Source organism: Clostridium sp. LS3, from assembly GCF_055330225.1.
Genome location: NZ_CM143921.1, coordinates 1,385,087 through 1,409,164 on the forward strand (window position 1 = coordinate 1,385,087; position 24,078 = coordinate 1,409,164).

At 26.6% G+C, this 24,078-nt stretch carries 23 protein-coding genes; 18 read left to right on the forward strand and 5 right to left on the reverse strand.

Features of this window, described 5'->3' with window-relative positions; genetic code table 11:
- Positions 1-52: 52 nt before the first annotated feature.
- The 4 genes from ACZJV1_RS06375 to ACZJV1_RS06390 all read left to right on the forward strand — a co-directional run bounded on the left by ACZJV1_RS06375 (position 53) and on the right by ACZJV1_RS06390 (position 2,961).
- Positions 53-475, forward strand: coding sequence for a UDP-N-acetylglucosamine pyrophosphorylase (locus ACZJV1_RS06375; RefSeq protein WP_460287934.1), 423 nt, complete (start codon positions 53-55; stop codon positions 473-475).
- A gap of 139 nt (positions 476-614) precedes the next feature.
- The gene (locus tag ACZJV1_RS06380) at positions 615-1,379 is read left to right on the forward strand and encodes a threonine/serine exporter family protein (RefSeq protein ID WP_460287932.1); all 765 of its coding nucleotides are present in this window, start codon (positions 615-617) and stop codon (positions 1,377-1,379) included.
- 2 nt (positions 1,380-1,381) lie between these two features.
- Complete coding sequence (locus tag ACZJV1_RS06385) at positions 1,382-1,852, forward strand: threonine/serine exporter family protein (protein ID WP_460287930.1); 471 nt, start codon at positions 1,382-1,384, stop codon at positions 1,850-1,852.
- A gap of 224 nt (positions 1,853-2,076) precedes the next feature.
- Positions 2,077-2,961: a ComEC/Rec2 family competence protein gene (locus tag ACZJV1_RS06390; protein ID WP_460288194.1), complete on the forward strand. Its 885-nt coding sequence runs from the start codon at positions 2,077-2,079 to the stop codon at positions 2,959-2,961.
- A 47-nt stretch (positions 2,962-3,008) separates the two neighbouring features.
- Here the strand turns inward: ACZJV1_RS06390 and ACZJV1_RS06395 are convergent, their stop codons facing one another.
- Positions 3,009-4,211 carry a dicarboxylate/amino acid:cation symporter gene (locus ACZJV1_RS06395; RefSeq protein ID WP_460287928.1) on the reverse strand — a complete coding sequence of 401 codons (1,203 nt, stop codon included), beginning with the start codon at positions 4,209-4,211 and terminating at the stop codon, positions 3,009-3,011.
- Positions 4,212-4,412: 201 nt separating this feature from the next.
- On the opposite strand from ACZJV1_RS06395, the gene ACZJV1_RS06400 reads away from it, so the two are divergent.
- The gene (locus ACZJV1_RS06400; RefSeq protein ID WP_460287926.1) at positions 4,413-5,837 is read left to right on the forward strand and encodes a hypothetical protein; all 1,425 of its coding nucleotides are present in this window, start codon (positions 4,413-4,415) and stop codon (positions 5,835-5,837) included.
- 40 nt (positions 5,838-5,877) lie between these two features.
- On the opposite strand, the gene yjeM is transcribed toward ACZJV1_RS06400, so the two are convergent.
- Positions 5,878-7,380: a glutamate/gamma-aminobutyrate family transporter YjeM gene (gene yjeM, locus ACZJV1_RS06405; protein WP_460287924.1), complete on the reverse strand. Its 1,503-nt coding sequence runs from the start codon at positions 7,378-7,380 to the stop codon at positions 5,878-5,880.
- A gap of 196 nt (positions 7,381-7,576) precedes the next feature.
- Between yjeM and ACZJV1_RS06410 the strand changes: the two genes are divergently transcribed.
- Entirely contained in the window at positions 7,577-8,479 is a 903-nt protein-coding gene (locus ACZJV1_RS06410; protein ID WP_460287922.1) for an aldo/keto reductase, read from the forward strand.
- Positions 8,480-8,550: 71 nt separating this feature from the next.
- Here the strand turns inward: ACZJV1_RS06410 and ACZJV1_RS06415 are convergent, their stop codons facing one another.
- The gene (locus ACZJV1_RS06415) at positions 8,551-8,973 is read right to left on the reverse strand and encodes a hypothetical protein (RefSeq protein ID WP_460287921.1); all 423 of its coding nucleotides are present in this window, start codon (positions 8,971-8,973) and stop codon (positions 8,551-8,553) included.
- Between the two features lie 158 nt (positions 8,974-9,131).
- Here ACZJV1_RS06415 and ACZJV1_RS06420 point away from each other — a divergent pair, with 158 nt between their 5' ends.
- The 3 genes from ACZJV1_RS06420 (at position 9,132) to ACZJV1_RS06430 (ending at position 11,568) form a co-directional block, all read left to right on the forward strand.
- Positions 9,132-9,470 (forward strand): hypothetical protein, encoded by a 339-nt coding sequence (locus ACZJV1_RS06420; protein WP_460287919.1) that lies wholly within the window; start codon positions 9,132-9,134, stop codon positions 9,468-9,470.
- A gap of 168 nt (positions 9,471-9,638) precedes the next feature.
- Complete coding sequence (locus tag ACZJV1_RS06425) at positions 9,639-10,052, forward strand: hypothetical protein (protein WP_460287917.1); 414 nt, start codon at positions 9,639-9,641, stop codon at positions 10,050-10,052.
- Positions 10,053-10,458: 406 nt separating this feature from the next.
- Positions 10,459-11,568, forward strand: a complete 1,110-nt coding sequence (locus ACZJV1_RS06430) for a M20/M25/M40 family metallo-hydrolase (protein WP_460287915.1) — start codon at positions 10,459-10,461, stop codon at positions 11,566-11,568.
- A 63-nt stretch (positions 11,569-11,631) separates the two neighbouring features.
- Here the strand turns inward: ACZJV1_RS06430 and ACZJV1_RS06435 are convergent, their stop codons facing one another.
- Entirely contained in the window at positions 11,632-12,153 is a 522-nt protein-coding gene (locus ACZJV1_RS06435) for a J domain-containing protein (RefSeq protein WP_411170406.1), read from the reverse strand.
- Between the two features lie 162 nt (positions 12,154-12,315).
- Between ACZJV1_RS06435 and ACZJV1_RS06440 the strand changes: the two genes are divergently transcribed.
- The 5 genes from ACZJV1_RS06440 (at position 12,316) to ACZJV1_RS06460 (ending at position 18,024) form a co-directional block, all read left to right on the forward strand.
- Positions 12,316-13,191 (forward strand): radical SAM/SPASM domain-containing protein, encoded by an 876-nt coding sequence (locus ACZJV1_RS06440; RefSeq protein ID WP_460287913.1) that lies wholly within the window; start codon positions 12,316-12,318, stop codon positions 13,189-13,191.
- Between the two features lie 24 nt (positions 13,192-13,215).
- The gene (locus tag ACZJV1_RS06445) at positions 13,216-14,190 is read left to right on the forward strand and encodes an aromatic acid exporter family protein (protein WP_460287911.1); all 975 of its coding nucleotides are present in this window, start codon (positions 13,216-13,218) and stop codon (positions 14,188-14,190) included.
- Between the two features lie 71 nt (positions 14,191-14,261).
- Positions 14,262-15,044, forward strand: a complete 783-nt coding sequence (locus ACZJV1_RS06450; protein ID WP_460287910.1) for an ABC transporter ATP-binding protein — start codon at positions 14,262-14,264, stop codon at positions 15,042-15,044.
- Positions 15,045-15,047: 3 nt separating this feature from the next.
- Positions 15,048-16,703, forward strand: a complete 1,656-nt coding sequence (locus ACZJV1_RS06455) for a hypothetical protein (protein WP_463651797.1) — start codon at positions 15,048-15,050, stop codon at positions 16,701-16,703.
- Positions 16,704-16,815: 112 nt separating this feature from the next.
- Positions 16,816-18,024: a BaiN/RdsA family NAD(P)/FAD-dependent oxidoreductase gene (locus tag ACZJV1_RS06460; RefSeq protein ID WP_463651798.1), complete on the forward strand. Its 1,209-nt coding sequence runs from the start codon at positions 16,816-16,818 to the stop codon at positions 18,022-18,024.
- Between the two features lie 66 nt (positions 18,025-18,090).
- Here ACZJV1_RS06460 and ACZJV1_RS06465 read toward each other — a convergent pair whose 3' ends face one another.
- The gene (locus ACZJV1_RS06465; RefSeq protein WP_460287906.1) at positions 18,091-19,401 is read right to left on the reverse strand and encodes a VanW family protein; all 1,311 of its coding nucleotides are present in this window, start codon (positions 19,399-19,401) and stop codon (positions 18,091-18,093) included.
- Between the two features lie 485 nt (positions 19,402-19,886).
- Between ACZJV1_RS06465 and ACZJV1_RS06470 the strand changes: the two genes are divergently transcribed.
- From ACZJV1_RS06470 to ACZJV1_RS06485, 4 genes are all read left to right on the forward strand, one after another.
- Positions 19,887-20,693 (forward strand): cation diffusion facilitator family transporter, encoded by an 807-nt coding sequence (locus tag ACZJV1_RS06470; protein ID WP_411170413.1) that lies wholly within the window; start codon positions 19,887-19,889, stop codon positions 20,691-20,693.
- A gap of 139 nt (positions 20,694-20,832) precedes the next feature.
- Entirely contained in the window at positions 20,833-22,002 is a 1,170-nt protein-coding gene (locus ACZJV1_RS06475; protein WP_463651799.1) for a sensor histidine kinase, read from the forward strand.
- A complete protein-coding gene (locus tag ACZJV1_RS06480; RefSeq protein WP_460287903.1) occupies positions 21,995-22,675 on the forward strand; it encodes a response regulator in 681 nt (226 codons plus the stop codon). Before ACZJV1_RS06475 ends, ACZJV1_RS06480 begins: the two co-directional genes overlap by 8 nt.
- 359 nt (positions 22,676-23,034) lie before the next feature.
- Positions 23,035-23,910: a hypothetical protein gene (locus ACZJV1_RS06485; protein WP_463651800.1), complete on the forward strand. Its 876-nt coding sequence runs from the start codon at positions 23,035-23,037 to the stop codon at positions 23,908-23,910.
- The last annotated feature ends 168 nt before the right edge of the window (positions 23,911-24,078 follow it).

Here is a 24,078-nt window from a genome sequence, read left to right on the forward strand (position 1 = left end):
GTTATAGTATAATAAAATATATTTTATAAAATACTGTGAGGGATGAAGAAAGATGAAATACAATTTAAACGTATATGAATTAGGACAATTATTAAGTAATATCACAAAAGAATACAAAGTTGAATTACTTTCTAAAATAAAGTTAAGTGGTGGATGGATGACTATGACTGGAAAGGTATCAGTAATAGCAGTTCCAGAAGATAAAATAGTTCTAAAAGGAAATAATATAATAACTTTAAATATACAAGATAATGAATGTGAAGGAAGTTTAATAAAAATTACAGGAGCTAAAAATAGTAAATTTGAAATAGATGTAGCACCAACTAAATATAAGGAATTTGGAGCTACAGGATTAAATTTAAATAAAGTTAAAATAAATGAAAATGAATGTAAGCTTAGAATAGGTGAAGACATGATTTTTACTATAAGAAATACTTCAGTTCAAAGTATATCAAATATAATTAATAATATATAGTTTTAAAGGAAAAAATCTATAAGATTTTTTCCTTTATTTTGTTAAGAAATAAAATTTTTAAAAGAGTAAAATCAATATAGACAGGCTGTTATGAGAATTGTATAATATATGCAGTTAAATATAAAAGAAGGGAAAAGAAATGGAAATAAATAATATACTTCAAGTAGCAGCTTACGCAGGGAAAATAATGTTAGAAAGTGGAGCAGAAGCTTATAGAGTTGAAGAAACTATGAATAAAATTTGTAATTCATTTGGAATAGAGGTAGCTGATAGTTATGCTACTCCAACAGTAATTATAGCATCAGCTTCACATGAAGGAGAAATAAAATCACTTGTAGTTAGAATTTTAAATCGATCGGTAGATTTGCAAAAGATTCATAAGGTTAATGATTTAGCAAGAAATATATCAAAAAGTAATTTTACTGTAAAGGAATTGAAGATTAAACTTAAAGAAATAGAGGAAGAAAAGAGATATTCAAATAAAGTGACAATTTTATTTTCAGCAATAGGAGCCTTTGGGTTTGTTTTTTTATTTGGAGGATCTTTAAGAGATGCTATCGCAGCATTTTTAATAGGAATAGTAGTTAAACATTTTTCTATAAAGGGAGAAGGAATAGGATTAAATTCATTTTTTATAACAAGTATTTGTGCTGGAATTTTAGCTTTTTTAGCAATTATATCTATAAAAGTTGGGTTAGCATTTGATATAGACAAGGTTATAATAGGGTCTATAATGCTTTTAGTTCCAGGACTTGCAATTACTAATGCAATAAGAGATACTGTTGCAGGTGACTTAGTATCTGGGCTTGCACGAGGAGCAGAAGCATTTTTGACAGCTATAGCAGTTGCTATTGGTACTGGTGTAGTTTTAAGTTTTTGGATTAGAGTATTTGGAGGAGTATAAATATGATTATTGAAGTGTTATCTGCTTTTATCTCATCTTTTGCATTTGGAATAGTTTTTAATATTAAAGGTAAAAATTTATTTTTTTCAGCTTTATGTGGTGCATTAGGATGGTTTATATACAAGTTTTCAATAAAGGTGGGTGGTTCTGATACAACAGCTTTATTTTGGGCAGCTGTGGGACTAAGTGTGTATTCAGAAATTTTTGCAAGAATATTAAAGACACCAGTAACTACATTTGTAATAGCAGCTTTAATACCATTAGTTCCTGGTGGTGGCATGTATTATACAATGGTTGAAGCCATTACAGGGAATGTTATGAAGTCCTTGGAAACTGGAATAAAAACTTTAGCTTCGGCAGGAGTACTAGCTCTTGGAATTATATTAGTTTCAACCATTACTAAGACCTTAATAAAATATAATTCAAGTAAAAAATTAAAGACCCAAGAAAATTTTGAAAATCTAAGTAATTAAAAAGAATAAAATTAATAAAAAAGCAAATAATATTAGCATAGTCAGAAGTTATATTTTAAATTTGACTATGGCTATGGGGCGTTGCAGGACAGAATGCAACGCCTTTTGACATTTTTACTATAAAAACATATAATAAGTATTAATATAAGAATATATGTTTGTAAGTAAGGAGAGATAAAGCTTTGACTAAAGAAAAAGAATTAAAAAAATCCTTTGAAGAAACTATGAGAAAGCATAAGGGAAACAAAAAAGCACAATTTATAACTATTATTGTATTTGGAATAATTGCATTAATATCTTTATATTTTGGGAAAGATATTAAAAATTTCAATACAGGGGTTTCAAGTGGTAAATTAGAGATATCTTATTTAGATGTTGGACAAGGTGATGCAGCTTATATTAAAGTAAATGATTTTGATATATTAATAGATGCAGGGCCAAGGAGTGATGCAGATAAGCTTATAAAACAATTAGAGGAAAAAAATATAGATGACTTTGAAATTGTTATAGCAACTCATCCTCATGAAGATCATATTGGTGGAATGGAAAAAGTTTTTGAAAAATATAAAGTAGAAAATTTTTATATGCCTAAGGTAACTCATAATACAAAAACTTTCGAAAATATGATAAATGCTGTTAAGAAGGAAGGCTTAAAAGTAAAAGTTATAAAAGAAGGAATGAATTTTGATTTAGGAGAAGGAGCAAAAATAGATGTCTATTCTCCAATTTATGAATCATATGAAGAGTTTAATGATTATTCACCTATAATGAAATTAACATTTGGAAATACAAGCTATATGTTTACAGGTGATGCAGAAGCTCATGCTGAGCAAGACGTTGTAGCTAAATATCCTAAAAATTTAGATGCCGATGTATTAAAATTTGGACACCATGGGTCTAGTACCTCATCAACAAAAGAATTTATTGAATCAGTTTCACCAAAGTATGGAGTAATTAGTTGTGGAGTAGATAATAAATATGGACATCCACACAAAGAAACATTACAAAAAATAAATAATTATGGAATAAAGGCTTATAGAACAGACAAACAAGGGCAAATAACAATATTGTCTGATGGAGAAAATATAGATATAAAAACTAAAAAATAGAGTAAACAAAAAGAGATATGAATTTATTTTTTCATATCTCTTTTTATTTATTCTAGAACTCTAAGTTCTTCTAAATTTTCTGCCACTACTTCATTAGAGTTTAAAACACTATCGATTATTATAGCAATAGCTCCATCCCCTGTTACATTAGTTGCAGTTCCGAAACTATCTTGAGCAGCATGAAGCGCAATCATAATAGGTTTTTCAAGTGTTCCAAAACCAAGCATTGACTCTAATATTCCAAGAGCCGCCATAACTCCACCACCAGGAACTCCAGGAGCAGCAACCATAGTTACTCCAAGCATAAATATAAATGGAAGCATTAATACAAAGCTAGGAGTTCTACCAGTCATATACATGACAGCCATAGATGTTAATACAAGAGTAATAGTATCACCAGCTAAGTGTATAGTTGCAGCTAAAGGAACTACAAAATCAGTTACTTCCTCATTAACTTTATTATTATTAACACATTCAACTGTTACAGGGATTGTAGCAGAAGATGACTGAGTACCAACAGCCGTTAAATATGCAGGAATCATATTTTTAAGAAGTTTTAATGGATTCTCTTTTTTAATACTACCAGCAATTGAATATTGCATTAAAAGATATATTCCTTGAATAGAAAATAAAATTATATAAACTAAAGCAAAGCTTTTTAAAGTACTAAATATTTCTCCACTAAAACTAAGTTTAGCGAAAATTGCTCCAATATATATAGGAACTATAGGTATAAGAACATTGGAGACAATTTTAGAAACTATTGAGCTAAATTCATTAAAGATATTTAATATACTACTATTTTTAATTTTAGATAAGCTTATCCCCATAATAAATGAAAATACTAAAGCAGACATTACAGTCATCATAGGAGGAATATCAATTTTGAAGAAAGGATTTACCCCAGTACCTGAATCTATAACTAAAGAATTTGCTTTTAATAACTTAGGAAGCAAATAAGACCCTGCTGAGTATGCTAAAAATCCTGCACATAGTGTAGAAATATACGCAATTAAAGTTGTAATCAATAATCCTTTTCCAGATTTATGTCCAAGAGAAGCTATTCCAGGAACAATAAAACCAATCATAATTAATGGAATAATAAATGATAAGAAACTTCCAAATAGCTCACTGAAAGTTGCTAGAAGTCTAATTGGAAAATCAACGTTAAAGTTTTTACAGGCTAGCCCCAAAATTATGCCTGTTATTAATGCTATAAATATTTTTAGTATTAATGATTTATTTTTCATATTAAAGCCCCCTTTTTATCAAAATGTATTCATATAAAAAACACATGTATTTGATTTAGATACATAATACAACTTGAAGGAAAAAATGTCAAGAAAAATATTAATAAATTCTAAAAATGTATTAATACCTTAAAATGGGATAACCTAAATAAATATAATGCATTTAACATAAGATGCAGTAGAGATAGGAAGGAGAATGTTATGAATATGCTAAATATTTTTAAAAAGTCTTCAAAATGTGAAGAAAAACTAGATGAAGCAATAGAGATATTAAGTGATATATTTAAGGCTATTAGAGAATATAGTGAAGAGGATGATTTACTGGAAAGCTATCATTATTTAAGAAAAGATATTTATAACATAAATCTAGCTAGATTAGAATTAGAAAATTCAATATTAAAGAATTTTTTAAGTGGAAATAGAGATCATGAGGAGTTATGTTATGATCATAAATATAAATTATCAACAGTGAAAAGTGAAATGGAAATATCGATTATAGAAGCTTTATCTGCCATTAACCTATTAATAAGAAATTATAGAAATTTATATGTAAATTGTGATAGGCAAAATAAGAGAAAGTTGATGGAAGGTTATTATAATTGCTTAAGATATTTAAATAAAGCAAAAAAGCTATTATTAGATAAAGATTCTGTAAATAGATATATAGCAGACAGAGAAGGAAAGTTACAAGAAGAAATTGAAGTTAATTTAAGAAATGAGTACAATATTAAGGTTGACAGTAGCATTAATGGGCTAATACTAAAATTAGACAAATGTAATAGTGGGGTATTATCAGATTTATCAGAAATGGTAACTTTAGTTGGGGAAAGAAAAGTAGAAAATGTATCTATAGTTCTGAAGAAGCTTAATAAAAGAGTTGAGTTTGTAGATATAGTAGTAAACATTTTAAAGAATAATAATTCTATAGAAAATACTAGTGATGTTATAGAAAATTTAACTTCAATAGAAAATGAAAATGATGAAATTAAATTCAACATTGGTTTAATAAGATATAACTCTAAAATCATATTAATGGACTTTCAATTAAACAAACCTATAGATGCCGAGAATTTTAAAGAAGCAATAGATAAGGTAAGAAAAAATTGTGAAGGAATAAAAGAAAATATATTTGAAATAAATAAAAAATTAAAAGAAAGTTATCATAAAGATATCCAAGATGATTTTGATATAGAAAGCAGTAGTAGTAAAATTTTTAATTTAGATTTGTATATAAGGTATTATTATTATGATAAAGATGATATAGAAAGAGAATGGGATAACTATGAGGAAATTATAAATGGTATAGAGGAGATGGGAAGTTTTGAGCAAGACGGCTATTCTTTTAAATACACTAAAAATGGAATGATTATAGGAATTAAAACAAAAGAGGATGTTAAGGTAGAGGTACTGGATAACTGTAAAAATATAAAAATTAATGGCAAGAATAAATATTTAAATTTAAATAGAAAATTTGAAGTAGATAAGTTAATAAATCATACAAGAATTACGACAACTATTAATGAACTGGATGATAATATAATGTGTGTTTTTTATATAGATAATTCTAATGGAGATAGCTTTATAAGGGAACTAGAAAAAGTTAAATTATTGCAAGAAAATAAATGATTATAGAATAATGGATGTAAGATAACTTACATCCATTATTCTATTTATTAGCAATTCTCTTTTCGTATAAAGAATATAAAATTAGGGCTATAGCTGCAAATACTATAGGTCCAACAAGTTGAAATATAGTAGAGATGTAGTCTTTTGCTTCTATTGCTGGTTGAAGTATTGTAAATAAATTTGCAATACCAACAGTTAAAGTTACAATAATTGCCGCGGCAGTAGCAAATGAACTTTTTTTGTATATTTCAAAAGGCTTCTCAATTTCCTTCTTCTTTTTAAAGTAAATAAATGCAAAAGATAAAAACATATAGGGAATTGTCATAGCTACATTTGCCATTAAAACTAAGTAATTTAAAAATATACTTGCACTTTTGCCTCCAAAAGATGAAATTAATATTATTGTTACAACTATAATGCATTGTACCCACATTGCATTTGAATGCATATTATTTTTATCTTTTTCACTCCATGATTTAGGCCAGATTCCAGCGGGTGTTCCTTCTATTAGTTGCTTTAATGGAGAATAAGCTAATGTAAAGAATGCGCCTAATAAGGCTAAAAACATTGCAAGTCCAATGTATCTAGCAAACCAAAATCCTAAAGTATCAATTGAAGAAGAGGATAAACCAAAAACTTTTCCAATTTCAATACCTAAATTTTTAATAACTATATATGACACATTTGCCATGTTAACTTCTTTACCGCTCAAAACATTATTCCAATTTATAAAAAAACCTTCAAATAAAATTGCAAGAGAATAGCCTATAGCAATAAATATTGCTGCTATTTTTATTCCTCTTGGAAAAGTAATTTTAGGATTTTCAGTTGAATCTACTAACCCTCCAACAACTTCAAGGCCTCCATAAGCAAATAATGCGAAAACAAGAAATCCAAGTATTCCTAAAGGAGATTGATAAGCTGGGTTAGGAGAGGATAGGAATGCATTAACATCTATAGGCTGAGCTAACTTAAAGTTATTTCCCACTAATACTATTAATCCACCAATTAATAGAACTAAGTTAGCACTAGTTACAAATATACCTCCAACAGAGGCAACTTTAGCAATTCCTTTAAGACCTTTAGAAGATATAAATGTTATTAATATAACGAAGATAGATCCTAATATAGCTAGTGTTCTTGGTGCATTTAATCCAAACAAAGACCAAGTTGAAGTATTATCAGATCCAAAAATTAAATTGGATAAAGGCACCCAAATAGATGATGATACGTTAACCATCCAAATTAAATAAGAACTGTACCACATAAATGTACCAACGAATGCATATTTAGGTCCTATTGATCTATCCATCCAAGTATAAATTCCACCAGTTTCTTTTCTAAAAGCTGCACCATACTCGGCCATCATAAATGCATAAGGTATAAAGAAAAAACATGCTGAAAATAAATACCATGGAATTGCTGAATAGCCCATTAAGTAAAAGGCTCTTGGAATATTATTAAAGCCGTAGACTGATGTAAAAATAATTAATATAAGAGCGGATAAAGTTAATTTTTCATTATCTAATTTTTTATTGCTCACTATTAAACCTCCTTAAAATATTACTTAAATTTATTGTGTACAATATTAAAGCAATATATTAAGGGAATTTTGACCATTATTAATATTTTAATTATTAATAAAGTTTTAAAAAGCTATGATATAATTTAATAGTAAATTATATATGAAAATGTTAAATATATATTTGTGATAAATGAAATTAAAAGGGTGAATATAAGTGGAAAAAGTTAAGTTAAGTGATAATTTAGAAATGTCTAGAATAGTTCATGGACATTGGAGATTAATTGATTGGAAATTAAGTAATGAAGAGCTATTAAAATTAGTTGAAGAAGTTTACGAATTAGGTATAACAACAATAGATCATGCTGATATTTATGGTAATTTTTGCTGTGAAGAAAAATTTGGAGAGGCATTAAATTTAAAAAATGGACTAAGAGAAAAGTTACAAATAGTAACTAAGTGTGGAATTAAGTTTCCTTCAGTAAATAGACCAGAGAATAAATCTCATTGTTATGATACAAGCAAAGAACATATAATAAAGTCAGCTGAAAGATCCTTAAAAAATTTTAAAACAGATTATTTAGATATTTTATTAATTCATAGAGTAGATGCACTATTAAATCCTGAAGAAGTAGCAGAAGCATTTACAAAATTAAAGCGTGAAGGTAAAGTAAGAAACTTTGGTGTATCTAACTTTTTACCAGCACAGTTTAATATGTTAAATTCATATTTAGAGAATACGCTAGTGACTAACCAAATAGAAGTATCTCCTTTAAATTTAGAGCATTTTGAAAATGGAACACTTGATTTAATGCTTGAAAAAAGAGTTAACCCAATGGCTTGGTCACCTTTAGCTGGAGGAAGAATATTTAAGGGGGAAGATGAAGCTTCAGTTAGAGTTAGAAAAGTTTTAAATAAGATAAAAGAGGAAGTCGAAGCGAAGGATATTGATGAAGTTGTATATGCATGGATACTAATGCATCCAAGTAAGATTATGCCAATAGTTGGTTCTGGAAACATAGATAGAATTAAATCAGCTATTAGAGCAACGGAAATAAATCTTACAAGAGACCAATGGTTTGAGATATATGTAGCAGGAAGAGGGATAGATATTCCTTAAGATATAATTAAAACAGGATAGAGATCTATTTATATTAGATTTCTATCCTGCTATTTTAGCATCTAATGATTCTAAGTTCTAAAATCGAATTTATTGTAACATCTTTTACAAGTTACTACTATTTTCCCTTTTTTTCTAGGGAGTCTTAACTTTTGACCACAGCTTGGACATTTTGTTATTTTATAATTTTTCTTTTCATTTATTTTATTTTTTAGAATTGTAAGTGCAAAAGAAAAATATCTTAAATCAATAGGAGGAATATTGCTTGGAATAGTAAATCCAAATTTTGATAAAGGCTTATTTATAAATCTAACAAATGAATTAAGCTCACGTTGTCTTTTATAGATATCCCTAGAAAATGTTCTAAATATAACAATTATAAATATTGCATATCCTATAATTCTTGTATAATGAGATATATTAAGTATAGAACTTAAAAGTAATAACATTAATGATAATAAATCTATTCCATATATACCCTGAAAAAATCTCATGTTAACACCTCTGTAAAATATATTAAATATATTATAATACAAAGAATGACTTTCATCAATTCATATGATAGTTATAACAGTTTGTTAACATAGTAGGGTTGTTTTTTACTATTAAATATAGTTAAATATACATGAGCAATAAGTTTTGAGGTGAGAAAATGAAGGATAGAATACCAAAAGATTATATAATTAAAATAACAAAAGCATCAGCTTATTTTATCTTTAGAAATGGGCCTGTTAAAAAGTTATATGATGAAGGAAAGTTAGAAGATAAAGATATTAAAGAAATGCAAAAATATATGCAAAATCATTTAGCATACTTGTTCAATATATTATTAGAAGAAAATGATTTGAAAAAATTTGATTTAATTGTATCCACTATGGACAAGTTTTATATAAGCGATAATGAAGAAATTAATCTGGATGATGATGGATTTGATAATTTCTATAACAATTTATTTAGTGATGTAATGAGTACTATAAAGATAAAAAAGTAAGTTAAGATTAAAGTACATATAAGGTTTATTTAAGCTTTTCCTAATTAGAGCATAAAAAGTATCTAAAAGAATTAAAAAAGCTAAAGGAGTTGATTAAGAAATCAACAAAAAACTTTAAGGTATAACTTTAAAAAAGATGTAAATATTTATTAATAAGGAGGCGAAATTATGTACGTTGCATTTGGAAGAAAAGTAGTTGATACAGAAGAAGTAAAAAATGAAATTGAGAATAATACAGAATTTAAGATTATTAAAGATATGAGTAAGGGAACTAAAAGGGAAGACACAATAGCTTTTAACTTAAGTATAGATATAGATACATTAAATGGAATTATAGAAGATGATTATAGTATAGAAGGTTTAAATGAAGATGAACTTTTTGAAGAATACATAAGTTTATCTGAAGAGTTAGCTACTGATATGGAAGATATTTTACCAGAGGAAGCAATAATGGATATGAAGGCTTATAAATGGGATCCATCAGATAATGATATAAAGCTAGTAATTGCAGTAACTCATGAAGATACTGGCGAAGGAAAGCTAAAAGATGTAATGAGAAGGTTATTAACTCAATTAGAATAAAATAAGAAATCACCATAGTTAAAATATATGGTGATTTTTTATTTTTAAATCAGAGCTTTGATAAAGAATATTATAACTGTTAATACTTATTTTTTCTTTTTTGAGTTTTTTTTTGATGAGTCTTTCTTATCATTCTTTTTATCTTTTGCATTAGCTTTCTTGTTTTGATTTGATTTACCCATAATATTCTCCTAAATAATTATATATTTATTAATATTATTAAGTTCAAGCAATTATACAAGAAATTTAGAGAAAATATAATAAATTATAAATAGAGTTTTATTAAATTAATTATTTATTAAGTTAAGATTTAAGTCTATTAAATATTAAAAACTAAAAAAGCTGTTAACTATCTAATATTTTGGTAAAATATATTATATACTAAATTGTTTTAGGAGGAAGACATATGATAAATAAGGAAAGAGTTCTTGAAAGATTCTTACAGTATATTCAAATTGATTCTGAAAGCTATAATGAAGGTGAATTTGCAAAAAGATTAAAAAGAGATTTAGAAAAATTAGACTTTGAAGTGGAATTTGATAATGCAGGTAAAATAGTAGGTTCAAATACAGGAAATATAATAGCAAGGTTAAAAGGCAATATTGAAGGGGAAACTATAATGCTTTGCGGGCATATGGACACAGTAACACCTGGAAAAGGAATAAAACCAGTAATAAAAGATGGAATAGTTTATTCAGATGGAACAACGATTTTAGGTGGAGATAATAAAGGTGGAGTGGCATCTATTATAGAAGCCTTAACAGCTATAAAGGAAGAAGAAATCCAGCATACAGATATAGAGGTTGTATTTACAATTGCAGAGGAAGCAGGAATATATGGAGCTAAGAATTTAGATTATTCTAAGATAAAATCTAAAAAAGCTTATATTTTTGATTCAAGTGGAGATATTGGAACTATTATAGTAAAGGGGCCAGCTCAAGATAAGCTTTTAGTAAAAATTATAGGAAAGCCAGCTCATGCAGGAGTTTCTCCAGAGTCAGGAATTAGTGCAATACAAATAGCAGCAGAAGCTATTTCTAATATGAAGTTACTTAGAATAAATGAAAATACTACTGCAAATATAGGTAAAATTAGTGGAGGAGTTGCTACTAATATAGTTTGTCCAGAAGTTATTATTGAAGCAGAAACAAGAAGTACAGATATAAATTCTTTAGAAAATCAAACGACTCATATGGTAGAAACATTTAAAAAATATGCTGAAAAATTTGGTGGTAAAGCTGAAATAGAAGTAAATAGAGTATTTGGGCAATTTGTGATAGATGAAAATGATGAAATAGTAAATAAAGCTAAAAGGGCTATGAAAGCTATTGGAATAGAGGGGAAAACAGCATCATCAGGAGGGGGAAGCGATACTAATATACTTAATGGAAATGGTATAAAAGCAGTTAACCTTTCTAGTGGAGAGAGAAAACCACATACATTAGAAGAGCATATGATAATAGATGATCTAGAAAAACTATCAAAATTAATATTAGAATTAGTTAAAAATAAATAATAAAAATAATAAGGGACAGTATATAATCTTATTTACTGTTCCTTATATTATTGCTAATTTTAACTAACACATTCCTCCACTTCCACCACCCATGTTGCCTCCACCACAAGCATTCATATTATTTTGAGGTTGAGGTTGAGTGTTAGTCTTTTTATAATAATTTATTATTTCATTAGCACGAGCTTTTAAAGTGTTTAAAGTCCTGGCATATTCATCATTATTTGGATCAAGTTCATTTGCCGTTACAATATGTTGAACTCCACTGTCGAACCATCCTTTTTTAAAGTAAACAAATCCCTGGAGATAATTCCATTCAGCAGAGTCTTTTAAGTCTAGAAGGTTTAATTTACTTTCAGCTAAAGAAATATTATTATTATCTATAAGATTTCTAATTTCTTTATATATAGCACCGTTTACTAAAACATCATAGGCTATATTAGCTTCGGAAATTACTTCTTCCGCAAGGGGGCGAGAGTTAAAATCTGAATTATTAGGGTTATATTCATCTAATATATTTTTATAAGCTTGCTTAATTTCATCTTTAGAAGAGTCTGGAGTAATCCCTAAAACTTTATATGGATCCAAAATAGTTTCACATCCTTCATAGTTATATACTTATTATAAATATATAGTTATTTAATTAATTATGTTACAATTTAATTTCGTCATAAAATTTAAATATATTTGGAAAGAAGACAAGAATGTGATAAATTAATTTTATAAATATAATCAAAGAGGAGATAACAGATGACAAGATTTAAGAAAATATATATAGAAACAACTAATATTTGTAATCTGAGTTGTAACTTTTGTCCTAAAACTAGCAGAAAATTAGGATTTATGAGCAAAGAAGATTTTAAAAAAATTATGGATAAAGTTAAGGGATACACTAATCATATTTACCTTCATTTAATGGGAGAACCTTTTTTAAATAAAAACTTAAGGGATTTTCTTTTAATTGCAGAAGAAGCTAATTTAAAAGTGAATATAACAACTAATGGAACTTTAATAAATGAGGTAAAGGATATATTAATATCTAGTAAAGCATTAAGACAAGTAAATTTATCATTGCATAGCTTTGAAGCTAATGATAACAATATAGATTTTTATGAGTATATAAATAATGTACTGAATTTTATTAATGAGGCTAATAGAAAAAGTGAAGTTATATGTGCTTTAAGACTTTGGAATATAGATACAGAGGATTTAAAGGCTAATAATGATTTAAATTTAAATATATTAAGATTAATAGAAGAGAAGTTATCTCTTGATTTTAGTTTAAGTGAAGCTTTAATTGAGAAAAAAAGTTTTAAGTTAAAAGAAAGAGTATATTTAAATATGGCAGAGAAATTTAGTTGGCCGGATATTAATCTTTCACTTTTAAGTGAAGAAGTGTTTTGCCATGGACTTAGAGATCAAATGGGTATTTTATTAGATGGAACAGTAGTACCATGCTGTTTAGATAGTGAAGGAAAAATACCATTAGGAAATATATTTACTGAAAGCTTAGAAGATATATTAAAGTCAGAAAGAGCAAGAAATATATATGATGGCTTTTCTAGGAGACGTGCAGTTGAAGACTTATGTAAAAGGTGTGGCTACGCAAAAAGAAAATTTAAATAATTAATATTAAAAGAGAGGGTATAGATGAAATATATTTATAATTTAGCAGTAAAAATGTCTATAGCTGCAACTGTATCATTATTATTAGCAAATTTATTAGATTTACAGTTTGCAGCAGTTGCAGCAGTTATAGCAATTTTAAGTGTACAAGATACTAGAAAAAAGGCATTAATAGTAGGAAAAAATAGATTGATTGCCTGCTTAGTAGCTATTGTATTATCAGTTTTAATATATGGATTTATAGGTCAAAATCCTTTGACTTTTGGATTGTTTCTTTTAATTTTTATACCTTTTACTTCAAATTTTAATATTTCCGAGGGAATGGTTCCTGCTGTAGTATTATCAACTCATTTACTAATAGCAAGTTCAATAAATCAATATTGGATAATAAATGAATTATTGATAATGATAATTGGAATTGGAGTAGCATCAATAGCTAATATTTTTATGCCATCCCTTCATCTTAAATTTAATGAAGATAAGGAGTATATAGAAAAAGGATATAGAATGATTTTATCAAAAATGTCTAAATCATTATTGACTCATACAGTAGATATAGATGAGGAAAATTTAATGAGAGATTTAGAAAAAAGATTAAAAGAAAGTAATGAAAGAGCTTATAAAATAGCAAATAATAATTTTTATAAAATTGATTCCTATTACACTGATTATATAAATATGAGGAAAAATCAATTCGATATTATAAAGAAAATGAGACTGCATTTTGAGCGTTTTTATATGTCTTTTGAACAGACTCACATGATATCTAAGTTTACTAAAAACGTAGCAGATCAAATTAAAGAGACAAATGATTGTAAAGAGCTATTAGAAGAATTAAATATACTAAAAAATGATTTTAAAAAAATGTCTCTTCCAAAAACAAGAGAAGAATTTGAAAATAGGGCACAGCTTCTTCAGTTTTTAAATGATATGGAAGACTTATTAAATATAAAGAGAAACTTTGTATTAAATTATGATTTATCAAATGAAAAAAAGTAATAAAATGATCCTTAGTAAAAATCTTACAAATTATAATTAATAATGTAAAATTATTTAAAGGGGATGATAATATGTGTAATAACAATGTTTTAGAATTAATAAATTTAAAAAAGAGCTTTGGAGATAAAGAAGTCTTAAAGGGAATAAATCTTCAGGTTAATAAAGGAAGCATAATAGGATATATAGGACCAAATGGTGCTGGAAAAAGTACTACTGTAAAATTAATTATGGGATTAGTTACAGGATACACGGGAGAAATAAAAGTTTTTGGTGAAGAAGTTTCTATAGGTGATGGTAGTTATAAAAAGAAAATAGGTTATGTACCAGAGGTTCCTGAAATATATGATAGTTTAACAGGAAGGGAATATCTTACATTTATAGCTCAATTATATGGAATAGACTATAATAAAGCAGATAATAAAGCTAAAGAATTAATGAATATACTTGGAATATTGGATGCTTACGAGAAAAGAATTTCATCTTATTCTAAAGGTATGAAGCAAAAACTTATACTTATATCAAGTCTACTTCATAACCCAGAAATATTATTTTTAGATGAACCATTAAGCGGATTAGATGCCAATAGTGTAATGATTATTAAAGAGATATTAGCTCACCTTGCAAAGGATGGAAAAACTGTATTTTATTCTTCTCACATAATGGAAGTAGTAGAGAAAATAAGCGATAGAATTATTTTAATTAATAATGGTGAAATAATAGCAGATGGTAATTTTGAAGAACTAAAAAATAATTATAAAGAAAGCTCTCTTGAAAGTATATTTAATGAACTTACAGGATTCCATCAATATAAAGAATTAGCAGAAAACTTTATATCTATAGTTAACGAGGTATAAAGTATGAGAGATTTTAAAGTATTTAAGATATTAGATAGATTAAAATGGATATATGATAAAGCTGGTGTTGACTATGATATGATGAAGCTTATACTTTCTACTAAGCTTACTATGGATGGAAGAAGAAAGGCAACAGTTTTTAATAATGAAGTTAAAAAGAAGAAAAAGGATTCTAATGAGTTTTACAAGTCCTTACTATTATATGCTTTTATTGGGTTATTTTTTGCATCTATAATGATTTTTAAAATAAATATAATGTACCAAATGTCAATGTATTTTGCAGCTATTATGTTTATGATACTTACTATATTTATATCTGATTTTTCTTATGTAATATTAGATGTAAGGGATAAAAATATAATTGCTACAAAAGGGGTCAATAATAAAACTATAAATGCAGCTAAAATCACTCATGTTTGTATATATATAATTTCTTTAACCTTAGCATTAACTGGATTTTCTTTATTAGCAGCTTTTAAATATGGAATAGGATTTTTCTTAATATTTTTACTGGAAATAGTACTTATAGATGTATTTATGATAATGATAACTGCTTTAGCATACCTTTTAGTTTTAAAGTTTTTTGATGGAGAAAAACTAAAAGATATGATAAATTTTGTGCAAATAGCTTTAAGTGTATTTATGATAATAGGATATCAGATTGTGCCTAGGATATTCCAATTTGTTTCTATAGATAAAGTTGCATATAAAATGAAAGGATGGCATTATTTTATTGCTCCTATGTGGTTTGCAGCTCCATTAGCAATAATAGATGGGGGAGTAGTAGACATACATTTAATAACAATGTCTGTATTAGCTTTAGTTATACCAATAGCATCTATATTACTTTATATGAAATTAACACCAACCTTTGAAAAGTATTTACAAAAGTTAAATAATAACAGTGAAAAAAAGAGAAAGAAGGACAAGCTTTCCTTAAAGCTTAGTAATTTTATATGTAGAGATAATATAGAAAGAGCTTTTTTTAACTTCTCAATAGGTATAATAGATTCAGAGCGTGAATTTAAGCTTAAGGTATATCCTAGCATGGCTATGGGAGTTTTATTTCCTTTTATATTTATGATGATAGGACTTGAGAGAGTAAGTTTTAGCCATATGAGAGAGCAACTAATGAATTCTAAATCGTTTTTTACTATATATGCTTTTGCTTTAATGATACCTAATATACTTATAATGCTTAGATATTCTGAAAGGTATAATGGAGCATGGATATACAAAGTAGCTCCAATTAATAAGGTATCTTCAATATATAAAGGGGTAATTAAAGGTACAATTTTTAAATTAATTATACCTCCATATATAGTTTTATCAATAATATTTACTATGTTATTTTCTTTTTCTGTAATAAAACATTTAATAGTGGCATTCTTATCTTTAGTGTTAATTATAATATTAAATTTTTCTGTTAGTAGTAAATCATATCCTTTTTCAGAAAAGTTTGAGGGAACTAATAATGGTGATAGTATTATTTCACTTCTATTTTCTTTAGTTTTTATACTTATAGTAATAGTGGGACATTTAGGAGCAACTTTTGCTGGAGCTTGGCTATATATTTATGCAGTAGTATTATTAGGAATAGATATTTTATTATGGAAAAATGTATTTAATGTATCAAAGAAAAAGTTAATAGAGAAATAAAAGGTTTAAAATCACTTAAATTAGAAGTTTAAGTGATTTTATTTTATTTAATTTATTTTTAGTATATAATATAGTTCAAAGATTAAATGAGATTATTTTAAGGAGATAGGTTATGGCAAAGGTTATAGTTGTTGGAGCAGGACCTTCTGGTATAATGGCAGCATTATCAGCTTCAAAAAACAATGAGGTTACTTTAATTGAAAGAAATAATGAGATAGGTAAAAAGTTAAAGCTTACTGGTGGTGGAAGATGTAATATAACTAATAATAGAGATATAGAAGAGTTTTTCGATAAAATAGTAACAAATAAGAAATTTTTATATAGTGCATTTTATACTTTTTCAAATACTAATTTACTTGAGTATTTTTCAAATAATAATTTAGAATATAAAGTGGAATATGATCAAAAAGTATTTACAAAAAGCGATAAGGCTGATGAAGTTATAGAAATATTTAAGAGAGATCTTATGAAGAATGATGTAAAAGTTTTATACAATACAAAGGTTAATGATTTAATAGTGGAAGATGAGTCTATTAAAGGAATAGTAACAGAAGAAGGAAAAAGAATATACTCAGATAGTGTTATAGTAACAACAGGAGGAAAAAGTTATCCTACTACAGGGTCTGATGGTAGCATGTATGATATATTACAAAATCACGGGCATACTATAAATCCATTATACCCAGCATTAATTCCTCTCGTTATAAAAGAAGGATTTATTAAGAATCTTCAAGGAATATCAATGAAAGAAGTAATTATAAGTACTACTATAAAAAAGAAAAAAATTCAACGTCAAGGAGATATGATATTTGCTCATTTTGGTATATCAGGTCCTGGAGTTTTAAAGTTTTCCTCTTACATAAATAAAATTTTAAAAGAAAAAGAAGTAGAAATAAAATTAGATTTTTTACCTGAAATATCTAAAGATGAATTATCTAAAATAATTAGATCTAACTCAAATAAAAGTTTATTAAATAATTTAAAAGTCTACTTACCTCAAAATTTTATAAAAGAAATATTAAATATTCTGAATTTAAGTGAAGTTAAAATTGCAGAGTTAAAAAAGGAAGAAGAATTAAAATTAATAGAATATATAAAGGAAATGCCTTTAACTGCAGAAGATACAATTACAATTAAAGCAGCTATGGTTACTAGTGGGGGAGTTAGTGTAAAAGAAATAAATTCCTCTACTATGGAATCAAAGAAAATAAAAAAATTATTTTTTGCTGGAGAAGTTATTGATATAGACGCTGAAACTGGTGGATATAATCTTCAAATGGCTTTTTCAACTGGATATTTAGCAGGAATGCTAGGAGAATAAAAATAAAAAAAGATAATTTGCTAAATAAATGCAAATTATCTTTTTTTATTAATTAGTTAAATTTAATTATTGAAATGGTTGATAGGTACTTCTATCTAAGTACTGATCAATAACTAATTCACCATTTGAATTATATCCACGGAGATAAGCGTCTGCACTTAATGGACCTAAAGGTATTGATACTGGTTCATAAGTTATTCCGTTTTTAACAGTATCATTTGACCAAAATTCAATGGTTAAATTCCCATTTCCTGCATAAGAGTTTACTACAACAGGAAAATCAAAATTATTTGTAAATTTTAAATCAATAAGGTTATCAGCTAAAGTTGCATCTAGTCCTATAGGAACATATGAAACTCTCATCATATGATTAAGTCTTTCTGTAGGTAGTATTCCGGCTCTTAACATTGTATTGTAAAGTGTTGAGGCAACTTGGCAAACACCGCCACCTATTCCTGGAACTACTTGACCACCAACGTAGGTATTAGCAGCTACAAATCCATTTTCAATAGTAGTTGGTCCAATTGCTTTCTCGGTTGAAAAAGTTTCACCAGGCATAACTATTGTATTATCTATATTTGTTGCAGCTAATTGAAGGTTTGTACCACTTGGACCCGCAGGATAGCTTGTGGAAAATGATGAGATCTTATTATTTACAGTGCCTAATGCATCAGCTTTAATATTAGCTTCAACAACTTCTACATTTCCAACAACCTCTACCACATTTGGTGCTTTCATATCCTTTATTTTAGATTTTATATTTTCTAATAATTCTGTTGAATTTAATTTAAGTCCAGTAGAATCATTTGATATATTTATAGAATTACCAGAAATATTTATAGAAGCATTAGTAGGGCTAGTATCTACATTAGTAGAGATATTTGTAACGAATGAATTTAAATTTTCATCATTAAAAAGAACTTCAAATTCATACTCCCTATTTTCAGGTCTTTTTATTAAATTTACTTTCTTGAAAAAACCATCATTTTTTCCAAAGCTTAAAATTTCACTTTCAAGCTTTTCATAATTAATTGTAGCTTCTAAATCTTTATATAAGATATCAAAGTTTTTTCCATTAGCTTGAACACTAATTTTTTTATTACTTATATCATCAACTAAAGATAAAAGGGTAGTGTGTAAATCACTACTATCTAATCCAGCTAGATCTTTATTTAGTATATAAGCACCAGGATATACCTTATCAGAATAACTATTAACCAAATTGATATTTTTAACTAACCAATAACCTAAAACGGAAATTAGGATTAGAAATAAGGCAAGTATAAACTTCCAAGATTTCAAAATTGGAATTATACTTTTTTCATTAATTTTCACCACTTCCTCTGGTGTTTGGGGATTAAGATTATTATTACTCATAAATACCAACTTTCTATAAAATTACTTTGTCATTCAATTGACATATATAGTTTACCCCTAAGCGTTAATAATTTCAAGAACTTATGGAAAAAAATTACTATATAAATATACATTTTATATTATTAAAAATCGCAAGTTTTAAGAAATATAAAAAATATATAAATATAAGTACAATAATGTAAAAAATTAATATAAGCACTTTATAGTAAGTTAGAGTATTGCCTTGTATAGATATAATACATAAAATGTACTTTTATGCTTTTCTTATAAGAATATAAAAGTGAGAATAGTCATATTAATAGAAGTTATATAACATTTTAATGAGTTGAGAAAATAAGTGTAAAAGAATAAAATTTTATTAGAATATTTTTGTATAAAGGAGTGATATTATGAAGGCGGAAAACAGAATTCTTAGGTTTTCAGCAGTAGGTGGATTGTTCTTCGCTGCCTTAGGTATTACATGGGGATGAGCTATACACTCAGAAATGATAACTTTTGATGGACTGTACTCATTTATAAGTTTAATTTTAGCATTATTTGCAATTATTACTACTAATTTTATAAACAAAAACGATTTTAAAAATTATCCTTTTGGAAAGGCTACATTAGAACCTATATTAGTAATTATTAAGTCATTAGTACTTTTAATAACTTGTTCTATAAACATGATTTCTTCTATAAGGGAAGTTTTAAATGGAGGAAATGATGTTGAAGCAGGATTCGCATTAGGATATGCATTGATTTCATCTATTGGATGTACTGCAGTCTATTTATATATGAGGGAGGAATCAAAAAATCTAAAATCTGAGATAGTTAAAGTTGAAAGTAATCAGTGGTTTATGGATGCTATGTTAAGTGTAGGAGTATTAGTAGGATTTTTAGTTTCAATACTTTTAAAATCTATTGGGTTAGCAAATTTAGCAAATTATGTGGATCCAGGAATGGTTATTTTAAGTTCTACAATATTTTTAAGAATGCCTATAACTTCTATATTAGAAGCATTTAGAGAAGTAACTAATTTTAAGGTTGATGATGAAATCAATTATGATATAAATACATTAGTAAAAGAAATTGAAGAAGAGTATAACTTAGAGGATTCTATAGCTAGAGTTGCTAAAGTAGGTAGAGAGCTTAGAATAGAAATTGATTTTATAGTATCTAAGGATTCAAAGATAAGATCAGTAGAAGATATGGACAAGGTTAGAGAAATAATAGATAATAATACAAATCATTTTGATTTAAAAAAATGGATGAATGTCTCATTTACTAAAAATAAAAAGTGGGCTATATAAAATACTATCCTAGAGTTAATCTAGGGTAGTATTTTTTTATATGTTATAAAATACTATACATATTTTACTATTTTACGGATTTATGTTATTTTAAAATAGTATTTAATTATTTAACTATTAAAATATGACTGGTGGTATTATGGAAAAAGAAATTAATTTCACAAATAATGTAAAAGATGTAATTCATGATGTAATTGAAGAAATAGACTCAAGTAAGAGTAAAATTTTTCATATAGCTGATAAAATGAGAGATGAATTAGAAGTGAAAAAAAATCAGCTTATAGAAGTTAAAAATAGACTGTCTGTAGTTATTGATGAAGTAGATTATTTAGAGAAAATAGATAGATCTATGAGAAATAAATTAGTTGAGGAGTCTAAAAAATTATCAGAGTCAGATAATAATTTTTTTAAAGAAATATATGAAGAAGCATTAGATATAAGAGTAAAGTATGTAACTAAGCAAAATGAAGAGAAAGAACTAGTTCAGAAAAGAGATTCGCTAGAGAGAACATTGAAAAATTATAGTTTAAGTATACAAGAAGCTGAAGGTGCAGTGAATCAAATAAATATAGCATTAGGATATCTAGAAGGAAATGTTTTAAATATTTTAAATGATAAAGATGAAAAGTTTCAAATGATAACAGGAATAAAGATTTTAGAAAATCAGGAATTAGAAAGAAGAAGAATTGCTAGGGAAATACATGATGGTCCTGCACAATATATAGCAAATGCTATGATGAGAGTAGATTTTTGTAAAGTTGTTGTAAAAAAGGATTTAGATAAAGGAATAAGGGAGTTAGATGATTTAAAATCAAATGTTAGAATGGCTTTAAAAGAAGTAAGAGGAATAATATATGATTTAAGACCATTGTCCTTAGAGGAATTAGGATTATATGAAGCTATAAAGGAAATGGTAAATATCATATCATCAGAAAATAATATAATAATAAAAGCACTTGTTGATGAAGGTGAGTATAAAGTAGAAAAAATAATACAAGTTGCTACATATAGAATTATTCAAGAAATATTTAATAATATGAAAAAACATTCTAAAGCTAAGTTTGTAGAATTAAGAATTAATTATATAAAAGATTGCATATGTATTTACATTCAAGATGATGGAGTTGGGTTTAATGTCAAAGAAACTTTATTAAGAGTAAAACAAAAAGGTAATTGCTATGGATTAATTGGCATATTTGAAAGAGTTAAACAGTTAAGAGGGAAAATAGAAATAAAATCATCTTATGGAAATGGCACAACATATAAAATAAGACTTCCAATAAGTAGAAAGGTACAAGAAAATGGTTAATAATAAGATAAAGGTTATAATAGTTGATGATCATGATTTAATTAGAGAAGGATTGACTAGAATAATAAGCTTTGAAGATGATTTAATAATATTAGGACAATATAGAAACGGAGAAGAATTACTATTAGCAGTAGATGATAAACAGCCTGATGTAATATTATTAGATATAAATATGCCAATAAAGAATGGGTTAGATACATTAAAAACTCTAAAAGAACATTATAAAGATATAAAAGTTGTTATGCTAACAGTTGAAAATGATAAAAAAACTATAATGAAAGCAATAGACGTAGGAGCAGATGCATATATATTAAAGGAGTCAGCTGGAAGTGAAATTGTAACTGCAATAAGAAGTGTGTATTTAGGAGAAAAATATATTGATAAATCTCTGATTAAAGCTATATTTTTAGATATTAAAAGTAATATAAGAGATAACCATAAAGAAGTGGAAGCTTTAGAATTATTGACTAATAGAGAGTTAAGCATATTATATGAGGTATCACAGGGGTTAAAGAATAAGGAAATTGCTGAAAAGCTATTCTTATCAGAGAAAACAGTTAAAAATTATATTACAAGTATATTTAAAAAAATAGAAGTTGAAGATAGAGTACAAGCTACTATATATGCAATTAGAAATGATATAGAGGTTTTTTATAATAATAAATTAAAGTAATTTTTGTAAAGATATAAGTATAAAACTAATATATATTTATTGAAAAATAGAGAAATAAGCGTTGAAAAAAGATGATTATTAAATTTATACATACGTTTACAATGGGGTAAGAATGTAATATGTTATTTTATAGAATATACAATTATAATTGGTGAAATATAGTTATTTAATAATAAAGTATTAATATTTTTAATATTAATACTTTTAATAACCTATAATATAAATAAATTAATAATTTATATTATATAAATAAATGAAATTGAGATATATATAAGATAATAATTTAACAATATTGTTGAAAAAAATACAAAGTCATTATAAAATTGTCTTGTAAAGTTCATTTTAGGGGGAGAGATTTTATGATATCAAAAAAAATTATAGCTGTATGTCTATTATCAACAGCATTACTAGTTGGATGTGGGAGTAAAGAAGCTTCTAATTCAAATAGTAAAAATGCTACATCAACAGAGAAAAGTGAAAAGTTTACTGGAACTAAAACTTATGAAACTTTATACGATTCAACTGGTAAAAAAGGTGACGTTATAGTGACAGAAGTGGAGTTTAAAGATGGGGAGGCTGTAAAGGTTTTAGTTGATGTTCGTCAAGAAGATGGATCAATGAAAAAGGCAGCAGCTAAAGAAGGAAAATATGTAATGAAGAAAGGTGAAGCTAAGAACTGGGGAGAACAAATGGAGTTGTTAGAAGCCTTCCTTAATGAAAACAAAGTAGATACATCTAAAGTTAAACTAACTAATGATCAAGGAAATACTGATGCAGTATCAGGAGTATCAATTAAAGTTGGTTCATACTTAAATGCTATTAAAGAAGTTGTAGATTCAGTTAAGTCAGGAAAAGAACTAGAAACAGGATATACTGGAGCTAAAATTGCAGAGACACCTTATGATTCAACTGGAAAGAAAAAGGATATTGTGGTTACAAAAGTTGTATTTAATCATGGAAAACCAGTAGGAGTAAATATTGATGTTAAGCAAGAAGATGGAACAATGAAGAGAAAAGCTTCAGAAGAAGGAAAATATGTAATAAAGGAAGGCGAAGCAAAGAAATGGCATGAACAAATGGAATTATTAGAAAAGTTCATGATTGAAAATAACTTCGATCTTTCAAAGGTTAAGTTAACTAATGATGAAGGAAATACTGATGCAGTGTCAGGAGTATCAATTAAAGTTGGAACTTATGTAAAAGCTGTAAAAGATGTCTTAGATTCTGTTAAATAATAAATTCAAAGTCACCTAATTTTAGGTGGCTTTTTAGTTATAAAAATTAAATTTTAATAGTAAATTTTATAAAATAAAACAATTTAATTGACTATATATTGTATTAAAATACAAATATTTTAAATAAAAGTATTTTAAAAGTATATTTTATTGACTATATAGTTAGTG